The sequence below is a fragment of the Streptomyces sp. AC602_WCS936 genome, from assembly GCF_019049125.1.
In the GTDB taxonomy this organism is placed as follows: domain Bacteria; phylum Actinomycetota; class Actinomycetes; order Streptomycetales; family Streptomycetaceae; genus Streptomyces.
The window spans coordinates 321,042-342,879 of sequence record NZ_JAGMUF010000066.1 but is presented as its reverse complement, the minus strand read 5'-3'; the positions used below and the strand labels follow the sequence as shown (position 1 = coordinate 342,879).

Genomic DNA, 21,838 nt, shown 5'->3' with positions numbered 1-21,838 from the left:
GGCGGATTTCCCGAGGGGAGACGACCATGAGCCTGTTCCTGCTGCTGTTGCTGGTGGCGCTGGTCCTCGGGGTGATCGGACTGGCCGCCGAAGGGCTGTTCTACCTGTTCGTCGTCGGCGTCGGGGTGCTGGTCGCCGACCTGATCCTCGTCGGGGTGCTCATCGGGCGCCGGGGAGGCCCGGGACGCTGAGCACCTGCCCGTCGAACGGGGCGCGCACACGGGGGCCGACCGCGCGTACCGCTCGGCGGTCGGCCCCCGTGATGTCGCGCTGTGGAGTTCTAGCCGAATTCCGCCCCGCGCTCCGCCCCTTCCGTCTCCGAGGTCGCGGTGCCCGTGGCCAGGGTGCCGCCGGCGCTCTCCAGATGGGCCCGCACGAACCACTGGAACTGCTCCAGGTCCCTGAGCTGCCCGATCAGGAGGTCCTCCGTGGCGGGGTCGATCTTCCCGGCCTCCTCGACCGCCGCGCGCATCCCCTCGACCACGCCGGTGTAGACGACGTCGAGCGCGCCGAGGTGGGCGATGGCGTCGGCCCGTCCGATGGAGTAGTCGTCCCACTTCCGTTCGGAGACCAGGGCGCCGGGCGTACCCTGTGCCACCCCGCCGAGCGCGGCGATGCGCTCCGCGACGTCGTCGGCCATCTCGCGCACCTGGTCGACCTGGGGGTCGATCATCTCGTGCACCGCGATGAAGTGCGGTCCCACAACGTTCCAGTGCACGTGCTTGAGGGTCAGGTGCAGATCGTTGAGGGCGTGCAGACGCATGCGCAGCACGCCGATCAGCCGCCCGGCGGCCTCGCGCTCGATGCCGGGGACCGTGTACTTCGGGGTCAGGTCGTGCGTCATGGCGGACTTCAGCTCCTCATGCGGTTCGTACGTCATTGCACGTGCACGAATGCCCCGCATCGGCGGCGGCAGACATGCACGGCCGGTGTGTCCGAGGCGCACGGGTCTCCCGCAGGGGGCGAGTCAATCGTCAGGGCGCCTCCCGGCACCGTCAGGACGGCGGGGCGGGCAGCGGCATCGCGCTGAGCGCTCGAGCCGCGTGGACGAGGTTGGACGCCATGGCCCGGCCGGTGGAGGCCGACCAGTCGTGGCCGCGGTCGTCGTCCAGGTAGTCGGGGCCGGGACCGGGGCCGAGGTGCCAGTAGGTCCACGCCTGGCCGGGAATGGTGTAGCCGATGTCCGTGAGCGCCCCGCCGATCTCGCTGATCACGTGGTGGGCACCGTCCTCGTTCCCGGTGACCAGTACGCCCGCGACGCGGTTGTAGGCGACCGGGCGCTCCTCGTCGTCGGTCTCGGAGAGCATCGCGTCCATGCGTTCGAGGACCCGCTGGGCGACGGAGGACGGGCGGCCGAGCCAGGTCGGCGACGCGATGACCAGGATCTGCGACGAGAGCAGCTTCTCGTGCACACCGGGCCAGTCGTCGCCCTCTCCCATATCGGTCTGGACCCCGGGTTTCAGGTCGAGGTCGACGGCTCGTACGACGTCCACCTCGACGCCGTGGCCCTTGAGCGCCGCGATGACCGTGCCGGCGAGGGCCTCGGTGTTCGAGGGCTGGGGGGAGGGCTTGAGGGTGCAGTTGATGACGAGTGCGCGCATGCCTGTCCCTGTTCCCCGTAAGGCGGGTCGTGACCGTCGTGGCGGGAAGGCGTTCACCCGCCCGGCCGCACGGCGGTCGCGGGCGGGTGTCCGGCGGCCAGGCCGGGCCGGTCAGGGCGCCGCGATGCCGTCCAGCCTGCCCCGCTTCGCGTCCTCGACCAGCGACGAGAACTGGTCGGCGCTCATCTGCACGCGCTGGCCGAAGTCGTCGGTCAGGACGATCCGTTGCTCCGCGGGGGCGGCCGGATCGACGAACAGCTGCGGGCAGCCGCAGTCGCAGTCGCCGCAGAACGTCGCGACGGGCTCCAGCCCGTGAGGTTCGGTCATACTCCTGTGCCTTCCGTGGGGAACGAGCGACCGCACCGGCGGTCGTGGGGGCTGCCGGGGAGATACCCGGCGCGGCGGCCGCGGACGCGCGGGCCGCGCCCGGCGCGGAGGCACGGCGGACGGCCACCGTGCGCCGGTGCACCCCGCTCCGCCTCCGCCGCTTCGACGACACGGGGACGGCCGGGAACCGGACGGGCCCGCCGTCCGACCGTACGTGCGTGAGGTGCGGCGTGTGAGAGGCGGGTGCGCAGGGGTATGGCGTGCCTCACGCACGTCGGATTGAGTGGGGAGCCGGACCGGAATCCGTACTCACCGGTGATCACGGAAGCCCGGATGCGAGGATGAGGCCGCGATGAGAGCAGGGTGGTGCTGTCGCACGGTACGGGCCGCGGTGTTCGCGGCCGTCTGTGTGCTGCTCGCCGCCCTGGGCCACCTCCTGATGTCCGGCGCGGCCGTGCCCTGGTGGGCCGTGGCGGCGGGCGCGTCGGCGACGGGCGCGGCCGCCTGGTGGCTCGCCGGCCGGGAACGCGGCTCAGTCGCCGTCGTCCTGCTCGCGGTGGCCGCGCAGACCGTCCTGCACGCCGCCTTCTCGTTCGCCCAGGCGACGGCGCACCCCGGTTCCACCGGCGACGCGTCCCTCGTACGCCGTTGGCTGGACGTCCTGCTGTGCCGGATGCCGTCACAGCCGGGCGCGGAGCCGGGCACCATGACGATGCCGATGGGCGCCGCCGACCACGCCGGCCATGCCGTGCACGCCGCGCACGGCATGAACGCCACGGACGCCGTCGGTCACGCCATGGGCGGCATGTCACCCACGGGGATGCTCGCCGCCCACCTGGTGGCCGCGCTGCTGTGCGGACTGTGGCTCGCCCACGGCGAGCGCGCCGCGTTCCGCCTCGTGCGGTCCCTCGCCGCCCGGCTCGTCGCCCCACTGCGTCTGCTGCTGCGGCCGGCCGTGCCGCCGCACCGCCCCCGGGTCCGTACCGGCCGGGCGGCCTCCGGCCGGGCGCCGCGCCGCCTCACCCTCGCCCATGCGATCACCTCCCGGGGTCCGCCCGCCCGGAGCGCTGTCGCCTGACGACAGCAGGCTCCCCGAGGCCGCCGGCGATCCCGCCGAGCCGTCGAGCCGACGGCGTCGCGCCTCGGGCACCGGCCGCGCGCTCCCGCGCCCGGCCGCCACCCCGTCACCGGTCCCTCCGTGCCGCCCGCCCGTCCCGCGCGGGCGAGCCCGCCCGGAGACCGGATTCCCGATCCCGACAAGGACGGACACAGGTGATCACTCCTGCCTTGCCCCCTGCCCTCCGGCAACCGGACACGGACGCCGAGGAGGCGTCCATCACGGCGTGGGCGCTCGCCGCGGGCACCGGCGACCCCGACGCGGTCGACCACTTCGTACGCGCCCTGCACCGGGACGTCCGCCGCTACGTGACGTTCCTCGGTGCCGATCCGCAGAGCGCCGACGACCTCACCCAGGACACGTTCCTGCGGGCCCTCGGCAGCCTGCACCGCTTCGAGGGGCGGTCCTCGGCCCGCACCTGGCTGCTCTCCATCGCCCGCCGCGCGGTGGTCGACAACATCCGCTACAACTCCTCCAGGCCGCGGCCGGCGGCGACGGACGACTGGGAGTCGGCCGCCGAACGCACCCAGCCGCGCGGTCTGCCGGGCTTCGACGACGGCATCGCCCTCGCCGACCTGCTGGCCACCCTCCCCGACGAGCGGCGCGAGGCGTTCGTCCTCACCCAGATGCTCGGGCTGCCCTACGCGGAGGCGGCCGACGTCAGCGCCTGTCCGATAGGGACGGTGCGTTCACGGGTCGCCCGAGCCCGCAGCTCCCTGATCGAGTGGCTGAACGACGCGGAGCGCCCCGTGCCGGTGACCACCGCCGCGTGACGCACGAGCCGCGTGACGCACGACGGTGACGGGCGGTCCGGAAATCGGCAGCCAACAGGGGGCCGACCCTGCCGGACCGCCCCCATGACCCGACGCTCCCGGGCAGCCATGGTGGCCTCATGGCCCGCTTCCAGCACACCGTGACGCTCGCCCCCGTGCCCCGCCGCCTGCTGGAGTCGTGCCTCGGCATGCTCCACGACCTCGCCGAAGGCACGGAGGCCGACGGAGCGAGGCTGCGGCTGCCCGACGGACGCCCGCTGCCCGACCTGGTCCTGACCGAGGGGCGCCATCTGAGGCCGGGCGCCCGCTACCGGGCCACCGGCGGAGCGGACGGACGGCCGGAGACCGAACCGACCGTCACGGTGCTCGCCTGGGACCGCGGCCGTGAGACGGCACTCGAAATCGTCACGCAGGACGACGATCCGGCCCACCGCGCCCGGTCGGCCTGCGTACTGGGCGTCCGGAGCGCCGACCGGCCGCGCGAGGCGTGGCTCGAGGCGACGGTGCGGACCGGCGGGGAGAAGGGGGCGAAGTACCTCGGCGGCACCGGACGCCTGCGCCTGGATCTCGGCAGATGGTGGCCGTCGGCGGCCGGACACGGCCGACAGTCCGCCGCCGCGCCGGTGAGCGGGACCGTGACGCACGCACTCGCCCGCGCCACCGTCACGGCCGTGCCGCGACCGGCTCCGGACGGACGCTGGCGGGTGACCGTGAAGGCACGCGTCAGGGGCCGTTCCTTCGCGCGTCCCCTCCTCCCCGTCGCGATGGCCGTGGCGGGACGCCGCGCCCACCGGGCCTTCGCCGAGGCGCTGGACGGTGCCGCGGCACAGTGGAACGCACAGGTGCCCGGCCTGGTCCGCAAGGAAGTGGAGCAACTGCGCACGGAGTTGACCGGGCACCTGTGCGTCCCTTCGCGCGGATAGAGTGCCCCGGATGAACTCCGTATCCGTGCGTGGCGCCACGATCGAGTACGACGACTTCGGCCCTCCGGCGGGGCTCCCGCTCCTGCTGATCCACGGGCATCCGTTCGACCGCACCCTGTGGGCGCCCCAGGTGACCCCCCTGACGGCGGCCGGGTACCGGCTGGTCACCCCGGACCTGCGCGGCTACGGCGGCAGCAGTGTGACCGCCGGCAAGGTGCTGCTCGCCGACTTCGCCGACGACCTCGCCGCGCTCCTGGACCACTTGGGCATCGAACGCGCGGTGGTCGGCGGCGTCTCCATGGGCGGACAGATCACCATGGAGTTCCAGCTGCGTCACCCGGAGCGGGTACGGGCACTGGTCCTGTCCGACACCTCTGCGCCCGCGGAGACCGCCGAGGGCAAGGCGTTCCGCAACCGGCTGGCCGACCGGCTCCTCGCGGAGGGCATGGACGGCTACGCGCACGAGGTCATCGACAAGATGCTCGCCGCCTACAACGTCACCGCGATGCCGGACGTGGCCGCCCGCGTCCTGAAAACGATGTGCGCCACCGACCCCCGGGGCGCCGCCGCCGCGCTGCGCGGCCGGGCCGAACGCCCCGACTACCGGGACGTCCTGGCCTCGGTCCGGGCACCGGTCCTGGTCCTGGTCGGCGCGGACGACGTCTACACCCCCGTGGCGGAGGCCGAGGCCATCCAGGGGCTCGTCCCGCACGCCGTCCTGGCCGTGATCGAGCGGGCCGGTCACCTCCCCGGCGCCGAGCAGCCCGAGCGCTTCAACGCCGCGCTGCTGCGCTTCCTCGCCGAGCACCTGTGACCGCGGGCTCGCGTTCCGGCGTAGTGCTCCGGCGCGTGAACAGCGCACATCGCCGGTGAGTGAGCCCTGTACGCGCCCCCGTGGCCGAACGGACAATGCGCAGTGGCCGTGATCACGCGGCGGGAGGCGAGACGTCGTCGTACCGCCGCCCGCCGGGAAAGCAGGTCGATCGCCATGCTGTTGCGTCTGCCCACGTCCGTGTCCGAAGCGCAGGAGTGCATGGCGGAGGGAGCGGTGCCCATCGGCGGGGCCACCCTCGTGTGGGCCGCCTGGCAGCGGGACGGCTTCCCGGCACTGGCCATGTCGCTGCGCGACCTGCCGGAGGCGAACGTGCTCGAGCCCGAGGCACTCGGCAGCGCCGTGGTCCTGCACCGCATCGACGACCGCGTGCCCGAGGTGCTGCGCCGGGCGGCCGGCACGGTGGGCACCGGAGCCGTACGCCGGACGGCCACGGTCGGCGGGAACATAGTCGGCAGCAGCCTGCGCTGCCTGCTGCCCGCCGCCCTCGTCCTGGACGCCCGTCCCACCGTCCTGGGACCGGACCGCGCCTACGAGACCGACCTGGCCGAGGTCCTGGCCAAGCGTCACCTGCTGCTCGGTCTGCGCTGGCGCACACCGGTGGCCAGCGGCTACCGCAAGCAGCCCGCCGAGGCAGGCGGCCCGCCGCCCCTGGTCGTCGCCACCGCCGTGCACGCCGACGACGAGGGCCGCCGCAACCTGAGGGTGGCCGTCCGCGACGGCTACGAGGTGCTCAGCGAGAGCGCGCCGTGCGACGACGGAAGCGCCGACCAGGTGCTCGGCGCCCTGGAACACACGGACGTCGGAGCACTGCCGTCCGGCGCCCGCGACGTCGTGCGTGAGCAGGTCGCCGGCATCCTGGCCCCCCTCTCCGACCACTGACGGAGCCGCCCGCCGGCCTCGGTGGGCCGGCGGACGGATGGAGGACGTACGGCGGAGGGCGGCGTCAGCCGTTGGCCAGGGCCTTGACGCGGTCGAGGGCCCCGTTGAACCTGTCGTGGTCCCCGACGGTCGGCCCGGACGAGGTGTACTGCCACATCGTGTGGAAGTCCCAGCCGGCCGGGAGTTCGCCCACGCTCGACGCGTACCGGGCGACCCACAGCGGGTTGGTGTCGCCGAAGCCGCTGTAGTTGCCGGTGCACTGCTTCCACCAGTTGGTGGAGGTGTAGATGGCCGCGTGGCGGCCGGTGCGCTCCTTGTAGCGGTCCAGGAAGTCGCCGATCCAGTCGACCATCTGGCTCGCCGTCCTGCCGTAGCAGGTGGCGCCGTACGGGTTGTACTCGATGTCGAGCACACCCGGCAGGGTCCGGCCGTCCTTGGACCAGCCGCCGCCGTGGTCGACGAAGTAGTCGGCCTGCGCGGCACCGCCCGCGCCGTCCGGGATCGCGAAGTGGTACGCGCCGCGGATCATGCCGGTGTCGTACGAACCGCCGTACTGCTGCGAGTAGTAGGGGTTCCGGTAGGACGTGCCCTCGGTGGCCTTCACGTAGGCCCACTTCACCCCGCTCTTCCAGAGGGTGGACCAGGCCACGTCGCCCTGATGGCTGGAGACGTCGACGCCCTCGGTCTGGGCGGCCCGCGTACTCGCGGGCACACCCTGGACGCCCTCGTGGGCCAGGACGCCCATGCCCATGTGGGCGGTGCCGCGGACGGGTGTCGCGCCCGCCCCGTCGGCCGACGCGGGGACCGCGGACAGGGTCAGCAGGAGTGACTGGGAGGCGAGGAGGACGCCCGACGCGAGCAGGCGGCGTGAGTGGCGGGACGCCACGGCTATGGGTTTGCGCATGGCACCCATCCGATCCGCTGTCCCGCCCGGCCGCATCCCACAGTCACCCAGACGGTGTTGGAAGGCGCCCCTACTGATCCTCGGGTGCGCCGTGCCGCGGCCCCCGCACTCCGCGCACCAGGACGACCAGCGCCCCCACGGCCACGGCCACGGCCAGCACGCCCAGCAGCGCACGGTCGGAGACGGCCTCCCCGATCCCGCTCATCCGCTGCTCCCAGGTGAACTCGGTGTCCACACCCAGCAGCGACGGCAGCGCCGAAGTGCCGTCGAACAGCAGGAAGACCGCGCCCAGCACGATGAACATCACCCCGCCCACCAGCGACGTGGAGTGCGTCCGCAACGGTCCCAGCCGTACCGGCCGTCCACGCAGCCAGTTCCGCCGGCCCAGGTCGAACCGGTCCCACAGCGCCGCCAGCACGAACATCGGCACGGCCATGCCCAGGGCGTACACCGCGAGCAGCGCCCCACCGCGCCACGGGTCACCCCCCATCGCGGCCACCGTCAGGACGCTGCCGAGGATGGGCCCGGCGCAGAAGCCGGCCAGCCCGTACACCGCGCCCAACGCCGTCACGGACAGTGCCGAACCCGAGCGGCGTGTCCCGGCCGCCTGCTGCATCCGGCGCGAACCGAACCCGAGGCCCAGTACCTGTGCCATCCCGAGGGCGACGACCAGCCAGCCGCCCACCGTGACCAGCAGGTCACGGTGCCCGTAGAAGAGGCGCCCGGCGAGCGACCCCGCCACGCCGAGCGGCACCATGGTCAGACACAGTCCGGCGTAGAACAGCGCGGTGCGCCCCAGCAGCCGGGTGCGGCTGGTGAACGAGTAGGCGAAGAACGCCGGCAGCAGCAGGGCCGAGCAGGGGCTGAGCAGCGCCAGAAGCCCGCCGAGGAAGGCGACCGCGAAGCCCGGGTCACTCATCGGTTCCGCCCTGTGCGCGCGCTTCCCCGGCGGCCTCGGCCGCCTCGATCGCCTCGGCGAACACGTCCGTGGGCTGGGCGCCCAGGATCGGCCGTCCGTTGACGAGGAAGGCGGGGGTGCTGCTGACGCCGAGCGCGTAGCCCTCCTCGATGTCCCGGTTCACGGCCTCGTCCGCCGCGGCGGAGGCCATGTCCGCGCGGAAGCGGTCGAGGTCCCCGACGCCCGCCTCCTCGGCCATGGCGACCAGTTCCTTCTCCGCGAAATCACCCTTGTTGCGCTCGCGCGGCTGCCCGTAGGCGGTGTCGTGGAACTCCCAGAAACGGCCCTGCCGCCCCGCCGCCCACGAGGCCCGGGCCGCCTGCTCGGACTCCGCGCCGAAGATCGGGAAGTGGCGCCACTCGATCCGCAGGACGCCCTTGTCGACGTAGTCGCGCAGCAGTTCGGGCTTGGTCTCGCGGGCGAACCGGCCGCAGTAGGGGCACTGGAAGTCCGAGTACTCGATCAGTACGACGGGTGCGTCCGGCTTCCCCAGGGCATACGGGTCGTCGGCGTCCCGGCGGGCGAGCGCGAGCAGCGCGGGATCGGCGGGCGGGGCGGCTGAGGCGGGGCCGGAGGACGACGCGGTGGCCGGACGGTCGGCGGACTCGCCGCCACCGCCCAGGCTGACGGCGGCGACGGTGACGGCGGCCACGAGGACCAGGGCGGCCAGGACCACCCGCAACCGGCGGCGCGGCGCCGGACGGGACTTGTCGGGCAGGCGTGATGCAGCGTTCATGGATCGACTCCACGGAAGGAGGAAAGAGGGAAGAAGTGGGGAGGGCCGCGGCCGGCGCTCAGACGCGGGCCGGCACCGGACAGGCCTCGGCCGTCGACAGCCTGCGCAGCGCCGCCTCGGCGAGCAGCGCCAGGGAGGCGACGGCGACGACCGGCTGGAGCGGGGCCCAGTAGGTCAGCGCGCCGGAGCTGCCGAGGAGCAGCAGGACCACCTTGTTGCAGACGGGGCAGCCCACGGCGAGGAAGGAGAGCACACCGCCGAGGGGGCCCAGCCTGCTGCCGGGACCGTCGGTCCGCGGCGTGGCCAAGGCCCCGGGCGGGCGCACGAAGGTGGCCAGGACCAGGCCCGCGAGCACGGCGGTGGCCGCGAGCACCGGATAGTTCCACCACTGGACGGGGACGGTCCGGGAGAAGAAGGGCGAGGGCACGACCGCGGTGGGGACACCCACGACGACGGCGGTCAGGACGGCACCGGCCCCGGCGGCGGCCCACTGGGCGGGCCGCCAGGACACGAGGGCCGCTCCCGCCCGGCTCAGCGACCGGGAGGAGGAGGGCATGGGAATGGGCTCCGTTCGTAAGGATGCGGCGGACGCGGCACGAACGGGCCGGTCTAGATCCTCAGAACGGTGGTAGAGGTGGCACTGGCACAACTCGCGGGCGGCGCGGGCCCGGCGGTCGCACGGACGGCCGGCGACGGGGCCGTCCCGCGCTGGGCGGCCGAGTCCGCGGTGCCGGCGGTCGGCGTCTCCGGAACGCGGAGGTCCCCGCGCGTCGACGACTGCTCGGCCAGGCCCTTCTTCTCGCACGGACGCGGCGCCGCGGGCGACACCTCGTCCCCCGAGGCACGGTCGACGGCGAGTACGGCGACCGCGGCCGGGGAGCCGGCCACGGCGCTCTCCCCAGCGGCGCCCGAGGCCGGTGAACGGCCCGCCCCCGCCACGCACAGCACGGCGACGACCACGGTGACCATCGCCAGCGCACAACGGAGCAGCGACACCGCTCGGGTGTGCCTGCCGCGCTGGGACATGGGGACGGCTCCTACCGCAGGGACTGCTCGGGGACGACTCGGGGACGTGTGCGGAAGCCACCCTACATACCCGCCACCGGGTGGAGAGCAGTGCCCCAGAACGCCTGTATCACATCGCTGCGTTCGATCGGCGAGATGCCGGGGAAGTTCGCTCCTCGGTGGGGTCCGCGGTCGGTCCGGCTTACGCGCACCGGGCGCTGACTAGCATGAGCCGCAGGCCCGCCGACGCCTGTCGACCCGGCCTTTTCCCCGCTCTCAAGGACCAGAGGGACCGCGGAATGTCAGTGTCTGCACCCCCCACCCCGCCCCGGGCGCAGAAAGCCCGCCGCACCACCCCCGCCCTTCCCCTCGTGGTGCTGCCGGCGGCCGCCGCGGCCGCCGGCGCCGCCTGGGCGGCGGCCCCCGACACCGCCCGGAGCTGGACCGCGACCCTCGCCGTGTCGTCCTGGCTGTGCGTCGCCGTGGCCGTCGTACTCGGCTCCCACCTGGTCGGGCGGGCGCGCCGGACCGCGTCCGACCGGAGGGCGGAGATCAGCGCCCTCAAGGGCCGCATCGCCCACGAGAGCGCGGGTTTCGCCCACCTCGTCAACGTGGCCCTGCCGGGCATCGCCCAGCAGGTCCGCGACGGCTCGAGCGCCGAGGAGGCCGTGGCGAACACCGCGCCCGTCTCCGGCGCGCACCTGCGCCAGGTCGTGCAGAGCTTCGCCGTGCTGACCGAGGACGCGGCCCGGCAGTCCGCGGACGCCGATTCCCGCCACCGTCAGGCGCTTCAGGAGACGCGCCGGCTCACCGAGGAACTGGAGCACCTCACGAGCAGCACGCTGCCCGCCGTGGTGGAGAAACTGCGCGACGGCACTTCGGCGGACGTCGTCCTCGCCGAACTGGAGTGGCCGCGCGGCCCGCAGGCACGCGCCTGCGCCGAACTCTTCGTCCGGGAACTGGCCCACAGCGAACGGCGCACCGCCGCGGCGCAGGCGGCGGCCGCCAAGTCCCTGAGCCGCGTCCAGGCCAAGGCCGTCGGCATGCTCGCCGACCTGCGCGACATGCAGGACCGCCACGGCGAGGAAGTCCTCGGCGACCTGCTCCGCCTGGACCACAGCACCTCGCAGCTCGGCCTGGTCACCGACCGCCTGGCCCTGCTGATGGGCGGACGCTCCAGCCGGGCCTGGAACAAGCCCATCGTGATGGAGAGCATCCTGCGCGGCGCCGTCGGCCGGATCGCCGCCTACCGCCGGGTCCGCATGCACTGCTCGACCAGCGCCGCGATCTCCGGGTACGCGGCCGAGGGCGTGATGCACCTCCTCGCCGAACTGATGGACAACGCCGCCAACTTCTCGCCGCCCATCGACGAGGTCCACGTCTACGTGGAGGAACGTACCGCCGGAATCGTCATCACCATCGAGGACAGCGGACTGAAGATGGCCGACGCGGCCATGCGCCACGCCGAACAGGCGGTGTCGGGACGCATGAACGACCTGGCCCAGCTCCAGGGCACGCGACTCGGCCTCGCCGTGGTCGGACGGCTGGCCGCCAAGTACCGGATCGGCGTCAGCTACCGGCCCTCCTCACGCGGCGGCACGGGCGTCGTCGTCCTGGTCCCGCCGCAACTGCTCGCCCAGCAGCGGGACCCCGGACCGTACGCGACCCTCGGCCGTACGGCCACCGGCGCCCTCACCGTCCCCGGCCCCGCTCCGGCCGCCGAGGCCCCGGTGGACAGGCGGCGCGTCCCCGACGTCCGCCCCGACCTCCCCGAACAGGCGCCGACGCCGCCCCGCCCCGCATCCGCCACCGAGGGAGGGCTGCCGGTGCGCTCCCCGGGCCGCACGATGGCCGCGGCCGAACGCGAACGCCGGGAGCAGCACCGCCGGACGCCGGACCGGGCGGCGACGGCGCCCCGGGACGCCGGCTCCAGTTTCGGCGCCTTCCACCGCGGTCGCCGCAGCGGGGCGGCCGGCGGGGCACCCGAGACCGAACCGCCCTCGAGCTCGTGAGATTGGAGGAACGGGCCGGTGACCGCAGAACCAGGAACCACCGTCCCCTCACCCACCATGCAGACCACCGACAACAGCCTCACCTGGCTCCTGCAGAACCTCCTCGACCGCACCCCCGGCACCCGGCACGCCCTCGTGCTCTCCCGCGACGGCCTCAAGCTGTGCTGGACCGAACACCTCACCCTCGACCGGGCCGACCAGCTCGCCGCGATCTGTTCCGGCATTCAGGCCCTGGCCCAGGGCGCCTCCGTCGAGTTCGGCGACGGAACCGGCGGCGTGCGGCACTCCATGACCGAGTTCCACGGTGGACTGCTCTTCATCGTGGAGGCGGGCGAGGGCGCGCACCTGGCCGTCGTCGCGGTGGAGGACGCCGACCCGGGTGTGGTCGGCCACCAGATGACCGAGATGGTCGAGCAGATCGGTGAGCACCTGCGGGCCGAGCCGCGCCACGCCGTCCCCGGGAGCAGTACGCCGTGACGCGCAGGCCCGTGGACACCGGCGAACCCGACCGGCTCTACACGGTCACCGGCGGACGCAGCCGCGCCGACGACTCGTTCGACCTGGTCACGCTGGTGGTCAGCGAATGCGAACCGGCGGCCGGCATGCAGTCGGAACACGTCCGCATCCTCGACCTGTGCCGGCACCCGACGGCGGTGGTCGAGCTCGCCGCCGAGCTGCACCTGCCGATCGCGGTGGTCCGCATCCTGCTCGGCGACCTGCTCGCCACCGGCCGGATCACCGCCCGCCACCCGCGCCTGGGGCAGTCCGCCGCGTCGCACCCCGATACCGCCCTTCTCCAGGAGGTGCTCCATGGGCTCCGCAACCTCTGACCCACCCTCACGGACCATCACGGCCTCCGGCCGCACGCCCCTGACCCACGCCGCGGAGACCGGCCTGAAGATCGTCGTCGTGGGCGGCTTCGGCGTCGGCAAGACCACGCTCGTCCGCTCGGTCAGCGAGATCCGCCCCCTCAACACCGAGGAGGTGATGACCCAGGCCGGCGTCGGCGTCGACGAGACCGGCGAGGTCACGGACAAGACCACCACGACCGTGGCCTTCGACTTCGGCCGGATCAGCCTCAACGACCGCATGGTGCTGTACCTGTTCGGAGCCCCCGGCCAGGAACGCTTCTGGTTCCTCTGGGACCGGCTGTTCTCCGGCACCCTCGGCGCGGTCGTCCTCGTCGACACCCGCAGGATGGACGACTCCTGGTACGCGATAGACCGGCTGGAACACCACCGCACCCCGTTCGTGGTCGCAGTCAACCGCTTCGACGACGACCGCGCCCGGCACTCCCTGGACGAGATCCGGCAGGCACTCGCCCTGTCCGGGGACGTACCGCTGATCGACTGCGACGCACGGGTGCGGACCTCCGGAAAGCACGTACTGGTCACCCTCGTGGACCACCTCTACCGACTGGCCCTGGCCCAGGAGAGCGCACCGTGACCGACATCGACCCCGCTCCCGACCGCACCGCCCCGCCCGCGTGCCCCGCGCACGACAAGGCCGTGGCGCTCGCCGGACTGGAGTACCAGCAGACACCGTCGGAGCTGTACCGCGGCCTGCGCGCCGAGCACGGCGCGGTCGCACCGGTGCTCCTGGACGGCTCCGTCCCCGCCTGGCTGGTCCTCGGCTACACCGAGGTCAGCTATGTCACCAGCCACGACGAGCTGTTCGCCCGGGACTCGCGCCGCTGGAACCAGTGGGACGCCATCCCGCCCGACTGGCCGCTGCTGCCCTACGTCGGCCACCAGCCGTCCGTGCTGTTCACCGAGGGCGAGGAACACCGGCGGAGGGCCGGCGTGATCTCGCAGGCCCTCGCGGGTATCGACCAGTTCGAACTGGCCCGTGACTGCCGGCAGCTCGCCGACGGACTCATCGCGTCCTTCGCCGGCAGCGGCCGGGCCGAGCTGATGCGGGACTACGCCCACGCCCTGCCGATGCGCGCCGCCGTGCGCATGTGCGGGATGCCGCACAGCGGCGACGAGACCCGGCAGCTCGTCGAGGACCTGCGCGTCTCCCTGGACGCGGCGGAGGGCGACGACCCGGTCGCGGCGTACGCGCGGGTGGGCGAGCGCATCCACCGGCTGGTGCGCCGGAAACGGGAGCGGCCCGGTCCCGACGTCACCTCCCGGATGCTGACCCACCCGGCGGGACTGACCGACGAGGAGATCGTCCAGGACCTGATCTCCGTCATCGCCGCCGCCCAGCAGCCCACCGCCAACTGGATCGGCAACACCCTACGGCTGCTGCTCACCGACGAGCGCTTCGCCCTGAACGTCTCGGGCGGCCGGCTCAGTGTCGGCGAGGCACTGAACGAGGTGCTGTGGCTGGACACGCCGACGCAGAACTTCATCGGCCGCTGGGCCGTGAACGACACCCAGCTCGGGGGCCGGCAGATCCGGGCCGGCGACTGCCTGGTGCTGGGCCTGGCCGCGGCCAACACCGACCCGCAGCTGTGGCCCGAGGCGCACGTGGGCGCCGAGAACTCCGCGCACCTGTCCTTCAGCAACGGCGAGCACCGGTGCCCGTACCCGGCACCGCTGCTCGCCGACGTCATGGCCCGCACGGCGGTCGAGACGCTGCTGGAACGCCTCCCCGACCTGGTGCTCGCGGTCGACCCCGACGAGCTGACCTGGCGGCCCTCCATCTGGATGCGCGGACTGACGGCGCTGCCGGCCCTCTTCACACCCGTGGTCCCGTGACGGGCGTGAACCGCACCGGCAGCGACTGCGGACCCCGGGTGAAGACCCCCTGCTCCACCACGTCGAACCCGTCGGCCGGCCGCAGGTCGGGCATGGCGTCCAGCAACTGGCCGACGCCGGTCTCTACCTCGGCCTTCGCCAGCAGCGCGCCGACGCAGAAGTGCCGTCCGAGCGCGAAGGCGAGATGGTCGGCGGCGGCCGAGAAGGCGGTCGTCGTGGTGAGGTCGTCGCGGAGGATGTCGAAACGGTCCGGGTCGCGGTAGCGGTTCCCGTCCCGGTTGGCCGCGCCGATCAGGCAGGTGACGGTGGCGCCCGCCGGTATGGTGCCGCCGCTCAGCTCCACCTCGGTCGCCGTCTGCCGCATGATCATGTGGACGGGCGGCGTGTACCGCAGCGTCTCGGCGAAGGCGCGGGGGATCAGGCTCCGGTCCTCGCGCACGGCCGCCAACTGCTCCGGGTGCGCCAGCAGGTTGGCGAAGATGCTCGCGATGGCCTTGTCGGTGGTCTCGCCGCCCGCGGCGAGCAGCAGACTGCAGAACGCCTTGATGTCCTCGTCGCTCATCCGCACCCCGTCCACCTCGGCGGCGCACAGGGCGGACAGCAGGTCGTCGCCCGGGTTCTCCCGGCGCTCCCGGATCACCGGGAACATGTACTCGGCGAACTCCACCCGGGTGCGCGCCCCGGCCGCCGCCACCTCGGCGTCGCCGGTGAGGTTGCCGAGGAAGGCGATGACCGACGTGTACCAGCCGTGGAAGCGGTCGTGGTCGGCCTTGTCCAGGCCCAGCATGTCCGCGATGACGTTGACGGGGAACCGGGTCGCGTAGTCGGCGACCAGATCGGCCCGCCCGGTGTGCCGGAAGGCGTCGACGAGTTCGCGGGAGTTGCGCTCGATGACCGGCAGGAACTTCTCCCGCAGCTCGGCCCCGCGGAAGGCGGGGGCGACCAGCGCCCGCCGGACGGCGTGCTCGCGGCCGCTCAGCTGGAGGATCGTCCTGCCGTGCACGGGCTCGATCTGCCAGTCGTAGTTCTCGGTGGTGAACTGCCCGGCGCGGTCCTTGAAGACGCGCTCCACGTCCTCGTAGCGCGACACGATCCAGCTCTGGGTGGCCTCGTGCCGGATGAGCGGCGCGCTCTCGCGCATCACCCGGTAGGCCGGGTAGGGGTTCGCCGCGAACTCGGGGGAGAGGATGTCGGGGACCTGCTGCGCGGTGGACATGGGACTCCTCGGTCGACAACGGCCGTACCGCACCAGGCTATTGACGACCGGGCGGACCCGACAGACCGCGCGGGCGCTCGGGTCCTGTTGCCTATGCCCGCGCGTCGAACGCGGCCGTCACCCGCAGCAGCTCGGACACGTCCGAGCCCGCGGCCAGCTCCCAGGGCTCGGCACCCCGCCGGAACAGCCGGGCGTCCCGCTCGCCGCCGAGCACGGCGCGCTCGCCCTCGACCCGCAGCCAGGAACCCTCCCGCAGCCCGAGCACGGGCACGTCGTTCTCCTCCAGGAACTCCGTCAGCCGCTCCTCGCGGGTCTCGCCCTTGTGTGTGGATGCGGGGTCCGGGTCGAGGTAGTGCGGGTTGATCTGGAAGGGCACCAGGCCCAGCGCTTCGAAGGACGGGGGCTCGACGATGGGCATGTCGTTGGTGGTGCGCAGCGAGGGCGCCGCCATGTTCGTGCCGGCGCTGGCCCCCATGTAGGGCAGCCCGTCGCCCACCGCCTTGATCAGCGCCGCCCGCAGTCCCGTGCGGTACAGGGCGCTCAGCAGCCGGAAGGAGTTGCCGCCGCCGACGAACACTGCGTCCGCCTCGCCGAGCCGCGCCGCCGGGTCGCCGCCCTCGTGCACGCCTCGCACGTCGATGCCCGCGCCGGCGAGCGCGCCGCGCACCTTGGCGGTGTACGCGTCGTGGTCCGCGAGGGCGTACGGCACGAACGCCAGCCGCGCACCGTCGGGAAGGAAGCCGGTCACGGTGTCGAGGGCGTGTTCCAGGTAGCCGCGGCCGTACTGGGTGGAGTTGGACAGGAGCAGCAGATTCACGGGGGTGTCCTCGTCGACGGGGTCGGATCGGTGATGCGTTGGCTGTTCAGGCGGTACGGGGGGAGCGCGGGCGGCGCTGGTGCTGCGGCGGGTGCGTCAGGCGCCGCTCCAGCAGCCGGGCGGCGCGGCGCAGCACCTCCAGGCGGTCCTCGGGCCCCTCGGGAAAGCGTTCCTTGGCGGCACCGAGGCTGAGACTGCCGTAGGGCTCCGAGCCGAGGAACACCGGCACGGCGACCGTGCCGATGCCGGCGTCGTACTCGCCGACGGTCCAGGCGTAACCCTGGGCGCGCACCCGGCGGAACTCCTGCTCCAGCTGGTCGGCGTCGGTGACCGTGCGCTCGGTGAAGCGTGCCATGGGACGGCCGCGGAACAGCCGGTGCCGCTGGTCGTCGGGCAGGAAGGCGTAGTACGACTTGCTGGTGGCGCCGGCGTGCGCCGGGTACAGCTCGCCGACCAGCGGGTAGTAGCGCAGCGGCCCCTCCTCGCCCTCGACGGCCGCCACGCAGCGCATGTGGAAGCTGTCGGGCAGGCAGAACAGGACGGTGTCGCCGGTCGCCGCGCGCAGGTCCTGGAGGACCGGTTCGGCGAGCAGCTCCAGGGAGCCCGAGCGCTCCCAGAGGCGGCCCAGGCGCAGGGCGGCCGGGCCGATGCGGTAGCGGCGTGTCGCCGGGTCGGAGACCAGGAAGCCGCGGCCCGCGAGCGTGGACAGCAGCCGCTGGGCGACCGAGGTGTCCCAGCCGAACTCGCCGGCGACCTCCGTCACGCCCCAGTCGGGCCGGCTGCGCTCGAAGGCCAGCAGCACCAGGAGGGCGCGATCGACGGTCTGCAGCGCTCCGGCCGGCGTCTTGCGGTCCACGGGCTGGACGGGCGGATCGGCCATGGCGGCTCTCCTCACTGGTGCGGTCGCCGTTTCCTCGCATCTCACCATTCAGACCCGAATTGCAGATAGCGGGAAACAGTTGCGGAGAACGTTAATCGATCCGGAACCTGCTGTCAGCACCGCCCCAGGTGCGGATCAGGAGAACTGCCCATGTTGAAGTACGTCCTGGACCTCGTGGACCTGCTGGACGATCCCGACGTCGACGGCAAGCGCGTCGCCGCCCACCTCGACTCCGTGGCCGGACCCGAGGGCTCCGGCGCCGAGGTCACCACCGTCTCCGGCGAGCGCGGCTCGACGGACTTCGTGCTCGTCCGCGTCCCGGGCCGCAGCGGCCGTACCGTCGGCGGCCCGGCGCGCACCCTCGGCGTGGTCGGACGCCTCGGCGGCATCGGAGCCCGCCCGGAGACGACCGGCCTGGTCTCCGACGCCGACGGCGCGCTCGCCGCGCTCGCCACCGCCGCCAAGCTGCTGGACATGCGCAGGCGCGGGGACGTACTCGACGGCGACGTGATCGTCGCCACGCACATCTGCCCGGACGCCCCGACCGCACCGCACGACCCGGTGCCCTTCATGGACTCGCCCGTCGACATCGCGACCATGAACCGGCACGAGGTCACCGGCGAGATGGAGGCCGTGCTCTCCGTCGACACCACCAAGGGCAACCGGATCATCAACCACAAGGGCCTCGCCCTGTCGCCCACCGTCAAGGAGGGCTGGGTGCTCAAGGTGAGCGAGCAGCTGGGGGAGCTGCTGGCGGTGGTGACCGGTGAGCCGTTGGTCACGTACCCGGTGACCACCCAGGACATCACCCCGTACGGTAACGGTGTACATCACATCAATTCGATCCTGCAGCCGGCCACGGCGACGGCCGCCCCGGTCGTCGGCCTCGCCGTCACCTCCGCGGCGGCGGTGCCCGGCTGCCAGACGGGCGCCAGCCACGAGACGGACATCGCGGCGGCCGCCCGGTTCGCCGTCGAGACCGCGAAGGCCTACGGCGGCGGACGCCTCGACTTCCACGACGACCAGGAGTTCGACGCGCTCGTGTCCCGCTACGGCTCCCTGACCCACCTGCAGACCCTCGGCCGCGAACCCGGGGAGTCGTGATCATGGCCGCGAACGACAGCACCGCCCCCGAGGCGGGCGGCACCAAGGCCGTGGGCAGCGACGACTACGCCCTGTCCCGCGTCCCGCGCGACAAGCGGCTCGGCTTCTGGACGATGCTGCTCCAGTGGCTCGCGCAGTCGGGCTCCATCTCGCAGTTCACCCTCGGCGCCACCATCGGCGTCGGCATGTCCTTCGGCGACGCGTTCCTCGCGTTCACCCTGGGCGCGGTGATCCTCGAGGTCGTCATCTTCGCGATCGGCCTGGCCGGCATGCGCGAGGGCCTGGCGACCCCGCTGCTCACCCGCTGGGCCGGCTTCGGCCGCAACGGCTCGGCGCTGGTCAGCCTGGTCATCTCGGTCAGCCTCGTGGGCTGGTTCGGCGTCCAGAACACGATCTTCGGCGACAGCGTGTCCGCGCTCGTCGGCGGCCCCTCCTGGCTGTGGTGCGTGGCCGCCGGCCTCGGCATCACCGTGCTGGTGATCTTCGGCTTCCGGTACATGGCCGTCTTCGCGAAGATCGTCACGCCGCTGTTCTTCGCGATGGTCGCCTGGTCGGTCACCGACGCGCTGAGCGACCACTCGCTCTCCGAGCTGATCAACTCCCCGGCCCCCGGCGAGACCATCCCCCTCGCGGTCGCCGCGACCGCCATCGCGGGCGGCTTCATGACCGGCGCGATCGTCTCCCCGGAGATGACCCGCTACAACCGCAAGGGCAGCCACGTCTTCCTGCAGAGCGCCTCGTCGATGATCCTCTCCGAGTACATCGTCGGCATGACCGGCGTCCTCCTCGGCCACATGGTCGGCAGCGGCCAGGTCTCCCAGATCGTGCTGTCCACCTCCGGCGTCTTCGGTGTGCTCGTCGTCCTGATGTCCACCGCGAAGATCAACGACTGGAACCTGTACGGTTCCTCGCTCGGCGTCGTCAACTTCTTCCAGGTCGTCTTCAAGAAGCGCGTGCACCGCGGCGCGGTCACCATCGTCCTCGGCATCGCGGGCACCCTGCTGTCCGCCGTCGGCATGATGACCCACTTCACCGACTTCCTGTCCGTGCTGGGCGTCGCCATCCCGCCGGTGGGCGGCATCATCGTCGCCGAGTACTGGGTGGTCCGCCGCATGCGCGCACCCCTGGACGCCACCCGCGAGGCTCAGACCCTGCCCGCCACCTCGCCGACCTGGGTGCCGATGTCCCTGGTCATCTGGGCCCTCGCCTTCTGCGTCGGCAAGTTCTACGACGGCGGCATCCCCGCCCTGAACTCCCTGCTGACCGCCTTCGTCCTCTACAGCGTCCTCGGCCTGGCCGGCTGGATCAGGACGTACGGCACCACCACCCTCGACGACGACGAAACCGCCGACCGCACCCCGGCCGTGTCCGGCACGGCCCCCGTAGGAGCACCATGAGCACCACCCCCGCCCCCGCCCCGGCCCCCGCCTCCGAGGAGGCGCAGCGCGAGGTCGTCGAGCTGTGCGCGGAACTGATCCGCTTCGACACCTCCAACCCCACCAGCGACGAGCGGGCCTGCGCCGACTGGGTCGTGGCCCGGCTCGCGGAGGCGGGCATCACCTCCGAGCTGGTGGAGAGCGCCCCCGGCCGCGCCAACGTCGTCGCCCGCATCCCCGGCGCCGACCCCGCCCGGGGCGCCCTGCTGGTCCACGGCCACCTGGACGTCGTACCGGCGGACGCGGCCGAGTGGCAGGTGCCGCCGTTCTCCGGCGAGATCCGCGACGGGTACCTGTGGGGCCGCGGCGCCATCGACATGAAGGACACGGTGGCCGTCATGCTGGCCACCGCCCGCCACTTCGCCCGCACCGGCACCCGGCCCGCCCGCGACATCGTCCTCGCCTTCCTCGCCGACGAGGAGGCCGGCGGCAGGTTCGGCGCCCACTGGCTGGTCGAGCACCGGCCCGAGCTGTTCGCCGGCGTCACCGAGGCGATCGGCGAGGGCGGCGGCTTCAGCTACGCCCTGGACGACACCCGGCGCCTCTACCCGATCGAGAACGCCCAGCGCGGCATGGCCTGGATGGAACTGACGGCCTCGGGCCGCGCCGGGCACGGCTCCTCCCCGAACGACGAGAACGCCGTCACCGACCTCGCCGAGTCCCTCACCCGCATCGGCCGCCACACCTTCCCCGTCCGCCTGATCGAGCCGGTCCGCGCCCTGCTCACCGAGGCCGCCCGCCTTCAGGGCGTCGACCTCGACCTGGACGCGGAGGACCTGGACGCCGAACTGGCCAAGCTTGGCCACGTGGCCGACTTCATGCAGGTCGTGCTGCGCAACTCGGCCAACCCCACCATGTTCACGGCCGGCTACCAGACCAACGTCATCCCGGGCCGGGCCACCGCCCGCGTCGACGGCCGCTTCCTGCCCGGCCACGAGCAGGAGCTGATCGACACCATCGACGCCCTGCTCCTGCCCTCGGTCGCCCGGGAGTGGGTCAACCACGACATCGCCATGGAGACCACCTTCGACGGCCCCCTCGTCGACGCCATGTGCGAGGCGGTGCGCGCCGAGGACCCCGACGGCCACCCCGTGCCGTACTGCAACCCGGGCGGCACCGACGCGAAGGCCTTCACCAAGCTGGACATCCGCTGCTTCGGCTTCAAGGGCCTCAAGCTCCCGCACGACCTCGACTACGGCCGCCTCTTCCACGGCGTCGACGAACGCGTGCCGCTGGAGGGACTGCGCTTCGGCGTGCGGGTGATGACCCGGCTGTGGCAGAGCTGCTGACCGGGGCGGCCCGGGGGAATGCGCGACCGGGCGCCGGCGTTGACAGCCCTGACTGACATGCGCGGGACAGAACGGCAGCCCGCGCGGCGGTCGGAAGGAGCACCATGGCACGCAGCACCGCACGCCCGGTCGTCAAGCTGAAGTCGACCGTCGGAACCGGCGTCACCTACGTCACCCGCAAGAACCGCCTCAACGACCCCGACCGCCTCGTCCTGCGCAAGTACGACCCGGTGGCGGGGGAGCACGTCCCGTTCCGCGAGGAACGCTGACCCAGGGCCCGCGCCGCGGACCCGGCGGACCCGCGCACCACGGCCCGGCCCC

Annotated in this window: 26 protein-coding genes; 15 read left to right on the top strand and 11 right to left on the bottom strand. The window is 73.0% G+C overall.

Translation table 11 applies throughout. From position 1 onward, the window contains the following. Positions 1-26: 26 nt before the first annotated feature. Positions 27-191: a hypothetical protein gene (locus KUM03_RS23330; RefSeq protein WP_217251234.1), complete on the top strand. Its 165-nt coding sequence runs from the start codon at positions 27-29 to the stop codon at positions 189-191. Positions 192-280: 89 nt separating this feature from the next. Here KUM03_RS23330 and KUM03_RS23325 read toward each other — a convergent pair whose 3' ends face one another. The 3 genes from KUM03_RS23325 to KUM03_RS23315 all read right to left on the bottom strand — a co-directional run bounded on the left by KUM03_RS23325 (position 281) and on the right by KUM03_RS23315 (position 1,928). Continuing rightward, positions 281-844 (bottom strand): Dps family protein, encoded by a 564-nt coding sequence (locus tag KUM03_RS23325; RefSeq protein WP_217251233.1) that lies wholly within the window; start codon positions 842-844, stop codon positions 281-283. Positions 845-995: 151 nt separating this feature from the next. Continuing rightward, positions 996-1,601: a flavodoxin family protein gene (locus KUM03_RS23320; protein WP_217251232.1), complete on the bottom strand. Its 606-nt coding sequence runs from the start codon at positions 1,599-1,601 to the stop codon at positions 996-998. A 111-nt stretch (positions 1,602-1,712) separates the two neighbouring features. Beyond that, the gene (locus KUM03_RS23315; RefSeq protein WP_217251231.1) at positions 1,713-1,928 is read right to left on the bottom strand and encodes a hypothetical protein; all 216 of its coding nucleotides are present in this window, start codon (positions 1,926-1,928) and stop codon (positions 1,713-1,715) included. Positions 1,929-2,280: 352 nt separating this feature from the next. On the opposite strand from KUM03_RS23315, the gene KUM03_RS23310 reads away from it, so the two are divergent. The 5 genes from KUM03_RS23310 (at position 2,281) to KUM03_RS23290 (ending at position 6,455) form a co-directional block, all read left to right on the top strand. Beyond that, complete coding sequence (locus KUM03_RS23310; RefSeq protein ID WP_217251230.1) at positions 2,281-3,006, top strand: hypothetical protein; 726 nt, start codon at positions 2,281-2,283, stop codon at positions 3,004-3,006. 194 nt (positions 3,007-3,200) lie between these two features. Further along, positions 3,201-3,818, top strand: coding sequence for a sigma-70 family RNA polymerase sigma factor (locus tag KUM03_RS23305; protein WP_217251229.1), 618 nt, complete (start codon positions 3,201-3,203; stop codon positions 3,816-3,818). 119 nt (positions 3,819-3,937) lie between these two features. Beyond that, the gene (locus tag KUM03_RS23300) at positions 3,938-4,741 is read left to right on the top strand and encodes a hypothetical protein (RefSeq protein WP_217251228.1); all 804 of its coding nucleotides are present in this window, start codon (positions 3,938-3,940) and stop codon (positions 4,739-4,741) included. A gap of 10 nt (positions 4,742-4,751) precedes the next feature. Beyond that, positions 4,752-5,555: an alpha/beta fold hydrolase gene (locus KUM03_RS23295; protein ID WP_217251227.1), complete on the top strand. Its 804-nt coding sequence runs from the start codon at positions 4,752-4,754 to the stop codon at positions 5,553-5,555. 174 nt (positions 5,556-5,729) lie between these two features. Then, positions 5,730-6,455 (top strand): FAD binding domain-containing protein, encoded by a 726-nt coding sequence (locus tag KUM03_RS23290; protein WP_217251226.1) that lies wholly within the window; start codon positions 5,730-5,732, stop codon positions 6,453-6,455. Between the two features lie 64 nt (positions 6,456-6,519). On the opposite strand, the gene KUM03_RS23285 is transcribed toward KUM03_RS23290, so the two are convergent. The 5 genes from KUM03_RS23285 to KUM03_RS23265 form a co-directional block, all read right to left on the bottom strand. Beyond that, positions 6,520-7,359 carry a lysozyme gene (locus KUM03_RS23285; protein WP_217251225.1) on the bottom strand — a complete coding sequence of 280 codons (840 nt, stop codon included), beginning with the start codon at positions 7,357-7,359 and terminating at the stop codon, positions 6,520-6,522. Between the two features lie 70 nt (positions 7,360-7,429). After that, positions 7,430-8,278, bottom strand: a complete 849-nt coding sequence (locus KUM03_RS23280; RefSeq protein WP_217251224.1) for a cytochrome c biogenesis CcdA family protein — start codon at positions 8,276-8,278, stop codon at positions 7,430-7,432. After that, positions 8,271-9,053 (bottom strand): DsbA family protein, encoded by a 783-nt coding sequence (locus KUM03_RS23275; protein ID WP_217251223.1) that lies wholly within the window; start codon positions 9,051-9,053, stop codon positions 8,271-8,273. Before KUM03_RS23275 ends, KUM03_RS23280 begins: the two co-directional genes overlap by 8 nt. A 58-nt stretch (positions 9,054-9,111) precedes the next feature. Beyond that, positions 9,112-9,609, bottom strand: coding sequence for a hypothetical protein (locus tag KUM03_RS23270; protein WP_217251222.1), 498 nt, complete (start codon positions 9,607-9,609; stop codon positions 9,112-9,114). A gap of 53 nt (positions 9,610-9,662) precedes the next feature. After that, complete coding sequence (locus KUM03_RS23265; protein ID WP_217251221.1) at positions 9,663-10,079, bottom strand: hypothetical protein; 417 nt, start codon at positions 10,077-10,079, stop codon at positions 9,663-9,665. Between the two features lie 278 nt (positions 10,080-10,357). Between KUM03_RS23265 and KUM03_RS23260 the strand changes: the two genes are divergently transcribed. Genes KUM03_RS23260 through KUM03_RS23240 form a run of 5 tightly spaced genes read left to right on the top strand, consistent with a single transcriptional unit; the run spans position 10,358 to position 14,775 of the window. Further along, on the top strand, positions 10,358-12,070 hold the full coding sequence (locus KUM03_RS23260; RefSeq protein ID WP_217251220.1) for an ATP-binding protein: 1,713 nt from the start codon (positions 10,358-10,360) through the stop codon (positions 12,068-12,070). 57 nt (positions 12,071-12,127) lie between these two features. Beyond that, positions 12,128-12,547, top strand: a complete 420-nt coding sequence (locus KUM03_RS23255; protein ID WP_217251431.1) for a roadblock/LC7 domain-containing protein — start codon at positions 12,128-12,130, stop codon at positions 12,545-12,547. Beyond that, entirely contained in the window at positions 12,544-12,900 is a 357-nt protein-coding gene (locus tag KUM03_RS23250) for a DUF742 domain-containing protein (protein ID WP_217251219.1), read from the top strand. The genes KUM03_RS23255 and KUM03_RS23250 overlap by 4 nt, the downstream gene beginning before the upstream one ends. After that, positions 12,881-13,516: an ATP/GTP-binding protein gene (locus tag KUM03_RS23245; RefSeq protein WP_217251218.1), complete on the top strand. Its 636-nt coding sequence runs from the start codon at positions 12,881-12,883 to the stop codon at positions 13,514-13,516. The genes KUM03_RS23250 and KUM03_RS23245 overlap by 20 nt, the downstream gene beginning before the upstream one ends. After that, a complete protein-coding gene (locus tag KUM03_RS23240; RefSeq protein WP_217251217.1) occupies positions 13,513-14,775 on the top strand; it encodes a cytochrome P450 in 1,263 nt (420 codons plus the stop codon). The genes KUM03_RS23245 and KUM03_RS23240 overlap by 4 nt, the downstream gene beginning before the upstream one ends. On the opposite strand, the gene KUM03_RS23235 is transcribed toward KUM03_RS23240, so the two are convergent. The 3 genes from KUM03_RS23235 to KUM03_RS23225 all read right to left on the bottom strand — a co-directional run bounded on the left by KUM03_RS23235 (position 14,756) and on the right by KUM03_RS23225 (position 17,688). Then, complete coding sequence (locus KUM03_RS23235) at positions 14,756-15,991, bottom strand: cytochrome P450 (protein WP_217251216.1); 1,236 nt, start codon at positions 15,989-15,991, stop codon at positions 14,756-14,758. The genes KUM03_RS23240 and KUM03_RS23235 overlap by 20 nt on opposite strands. 91 nt (positions 15,992-16,082) lie before the next feature. Next, positions 16,083-16,808, bottom strand: coding sequence for a dipeptidase PepE (gene pepE, locus KUM03_RS23230; RefSeq protein WP_217251215.1), 726 nt, complete (start codon positions 16,806-16,808; stop codon positions 16,083-16,085). Between the two features lie 46 nt (positions 16,809-16,854). Beyond that, a complete protein-coding gene (locus KUM03_RS23225) occupies positions 16,855-17,688 on the bottom strand; it encodes an IclR family transcriptional regulator (protein WP_217251214.1) in 834 nt (277 codons plus the stop codon). A gap of 150 nt (positions 17,689-17,838) precedes the next feature. On the opposite strand from KUM03_RS23225, the gene KUM03_RS23220 reads away from it, so the two are divergent. The 4 genes from KUM03_RS23220 to rpmG all read left to right on the top strand — a co-directional run bounded on the left by KUM03_RS23220 (position 17,839) and on the right by rpmG (position 21,786). Further along, positions 17,839-18,792, top strand: a complete 954-nt coding sequence (locus KUM03_RS23220; protein WP_217251213.1) for a DUF1177 domain-containing protein — start codon at positions 17,839-17,841, stop codon at positions 18,790-18,792. A 2-nt stretch (positions 18,793-18,794) separates the two neighbouring features. Next, on the top strand, positions 18,795-20,189 hold the full coding sequence (locus tag KUM03_RS23215; protein WP_217251212.1) for a cytosine permease: 1,395 nt from the start codon (positions 18,795-18,797) through the stop codon (positions 20,187-20,189). Then, positions 20,186-21,517 carry a M20/M25/M40 family metallo-hydrolase gene (locus tag KUM03_RS23210; RefSeq protein WP_217251211.1) on the top strand — a complete coding sequence of 444 codons (1,332 nt, stop codon included), beginning with the start codon at positions 20,186-20,188 and terminating at the stop codon, positions 21,515-21,517. Before KUM03_RS23215 ends, KUM03_RS23210 begins: the two co-directional genes overlap by 4 nt. Positions 21,518-21,621: 104 nt before the next feature. Next, positions 21,622-21,786 carry a 50S ribosomal protein L33 gene (gene rpmG, locus KUM03_RS23205; protein ID WP_217251210.1) on the top strand — a complete coding sequence of 55 codons (165 nt, stop codon included), beginning with the start codon at positions 21,622-21,624 and terminating at the stop codon, positions 21,784-21,786. Positions 21,787-21,838 lie beyond the last annotated feature (52 nt).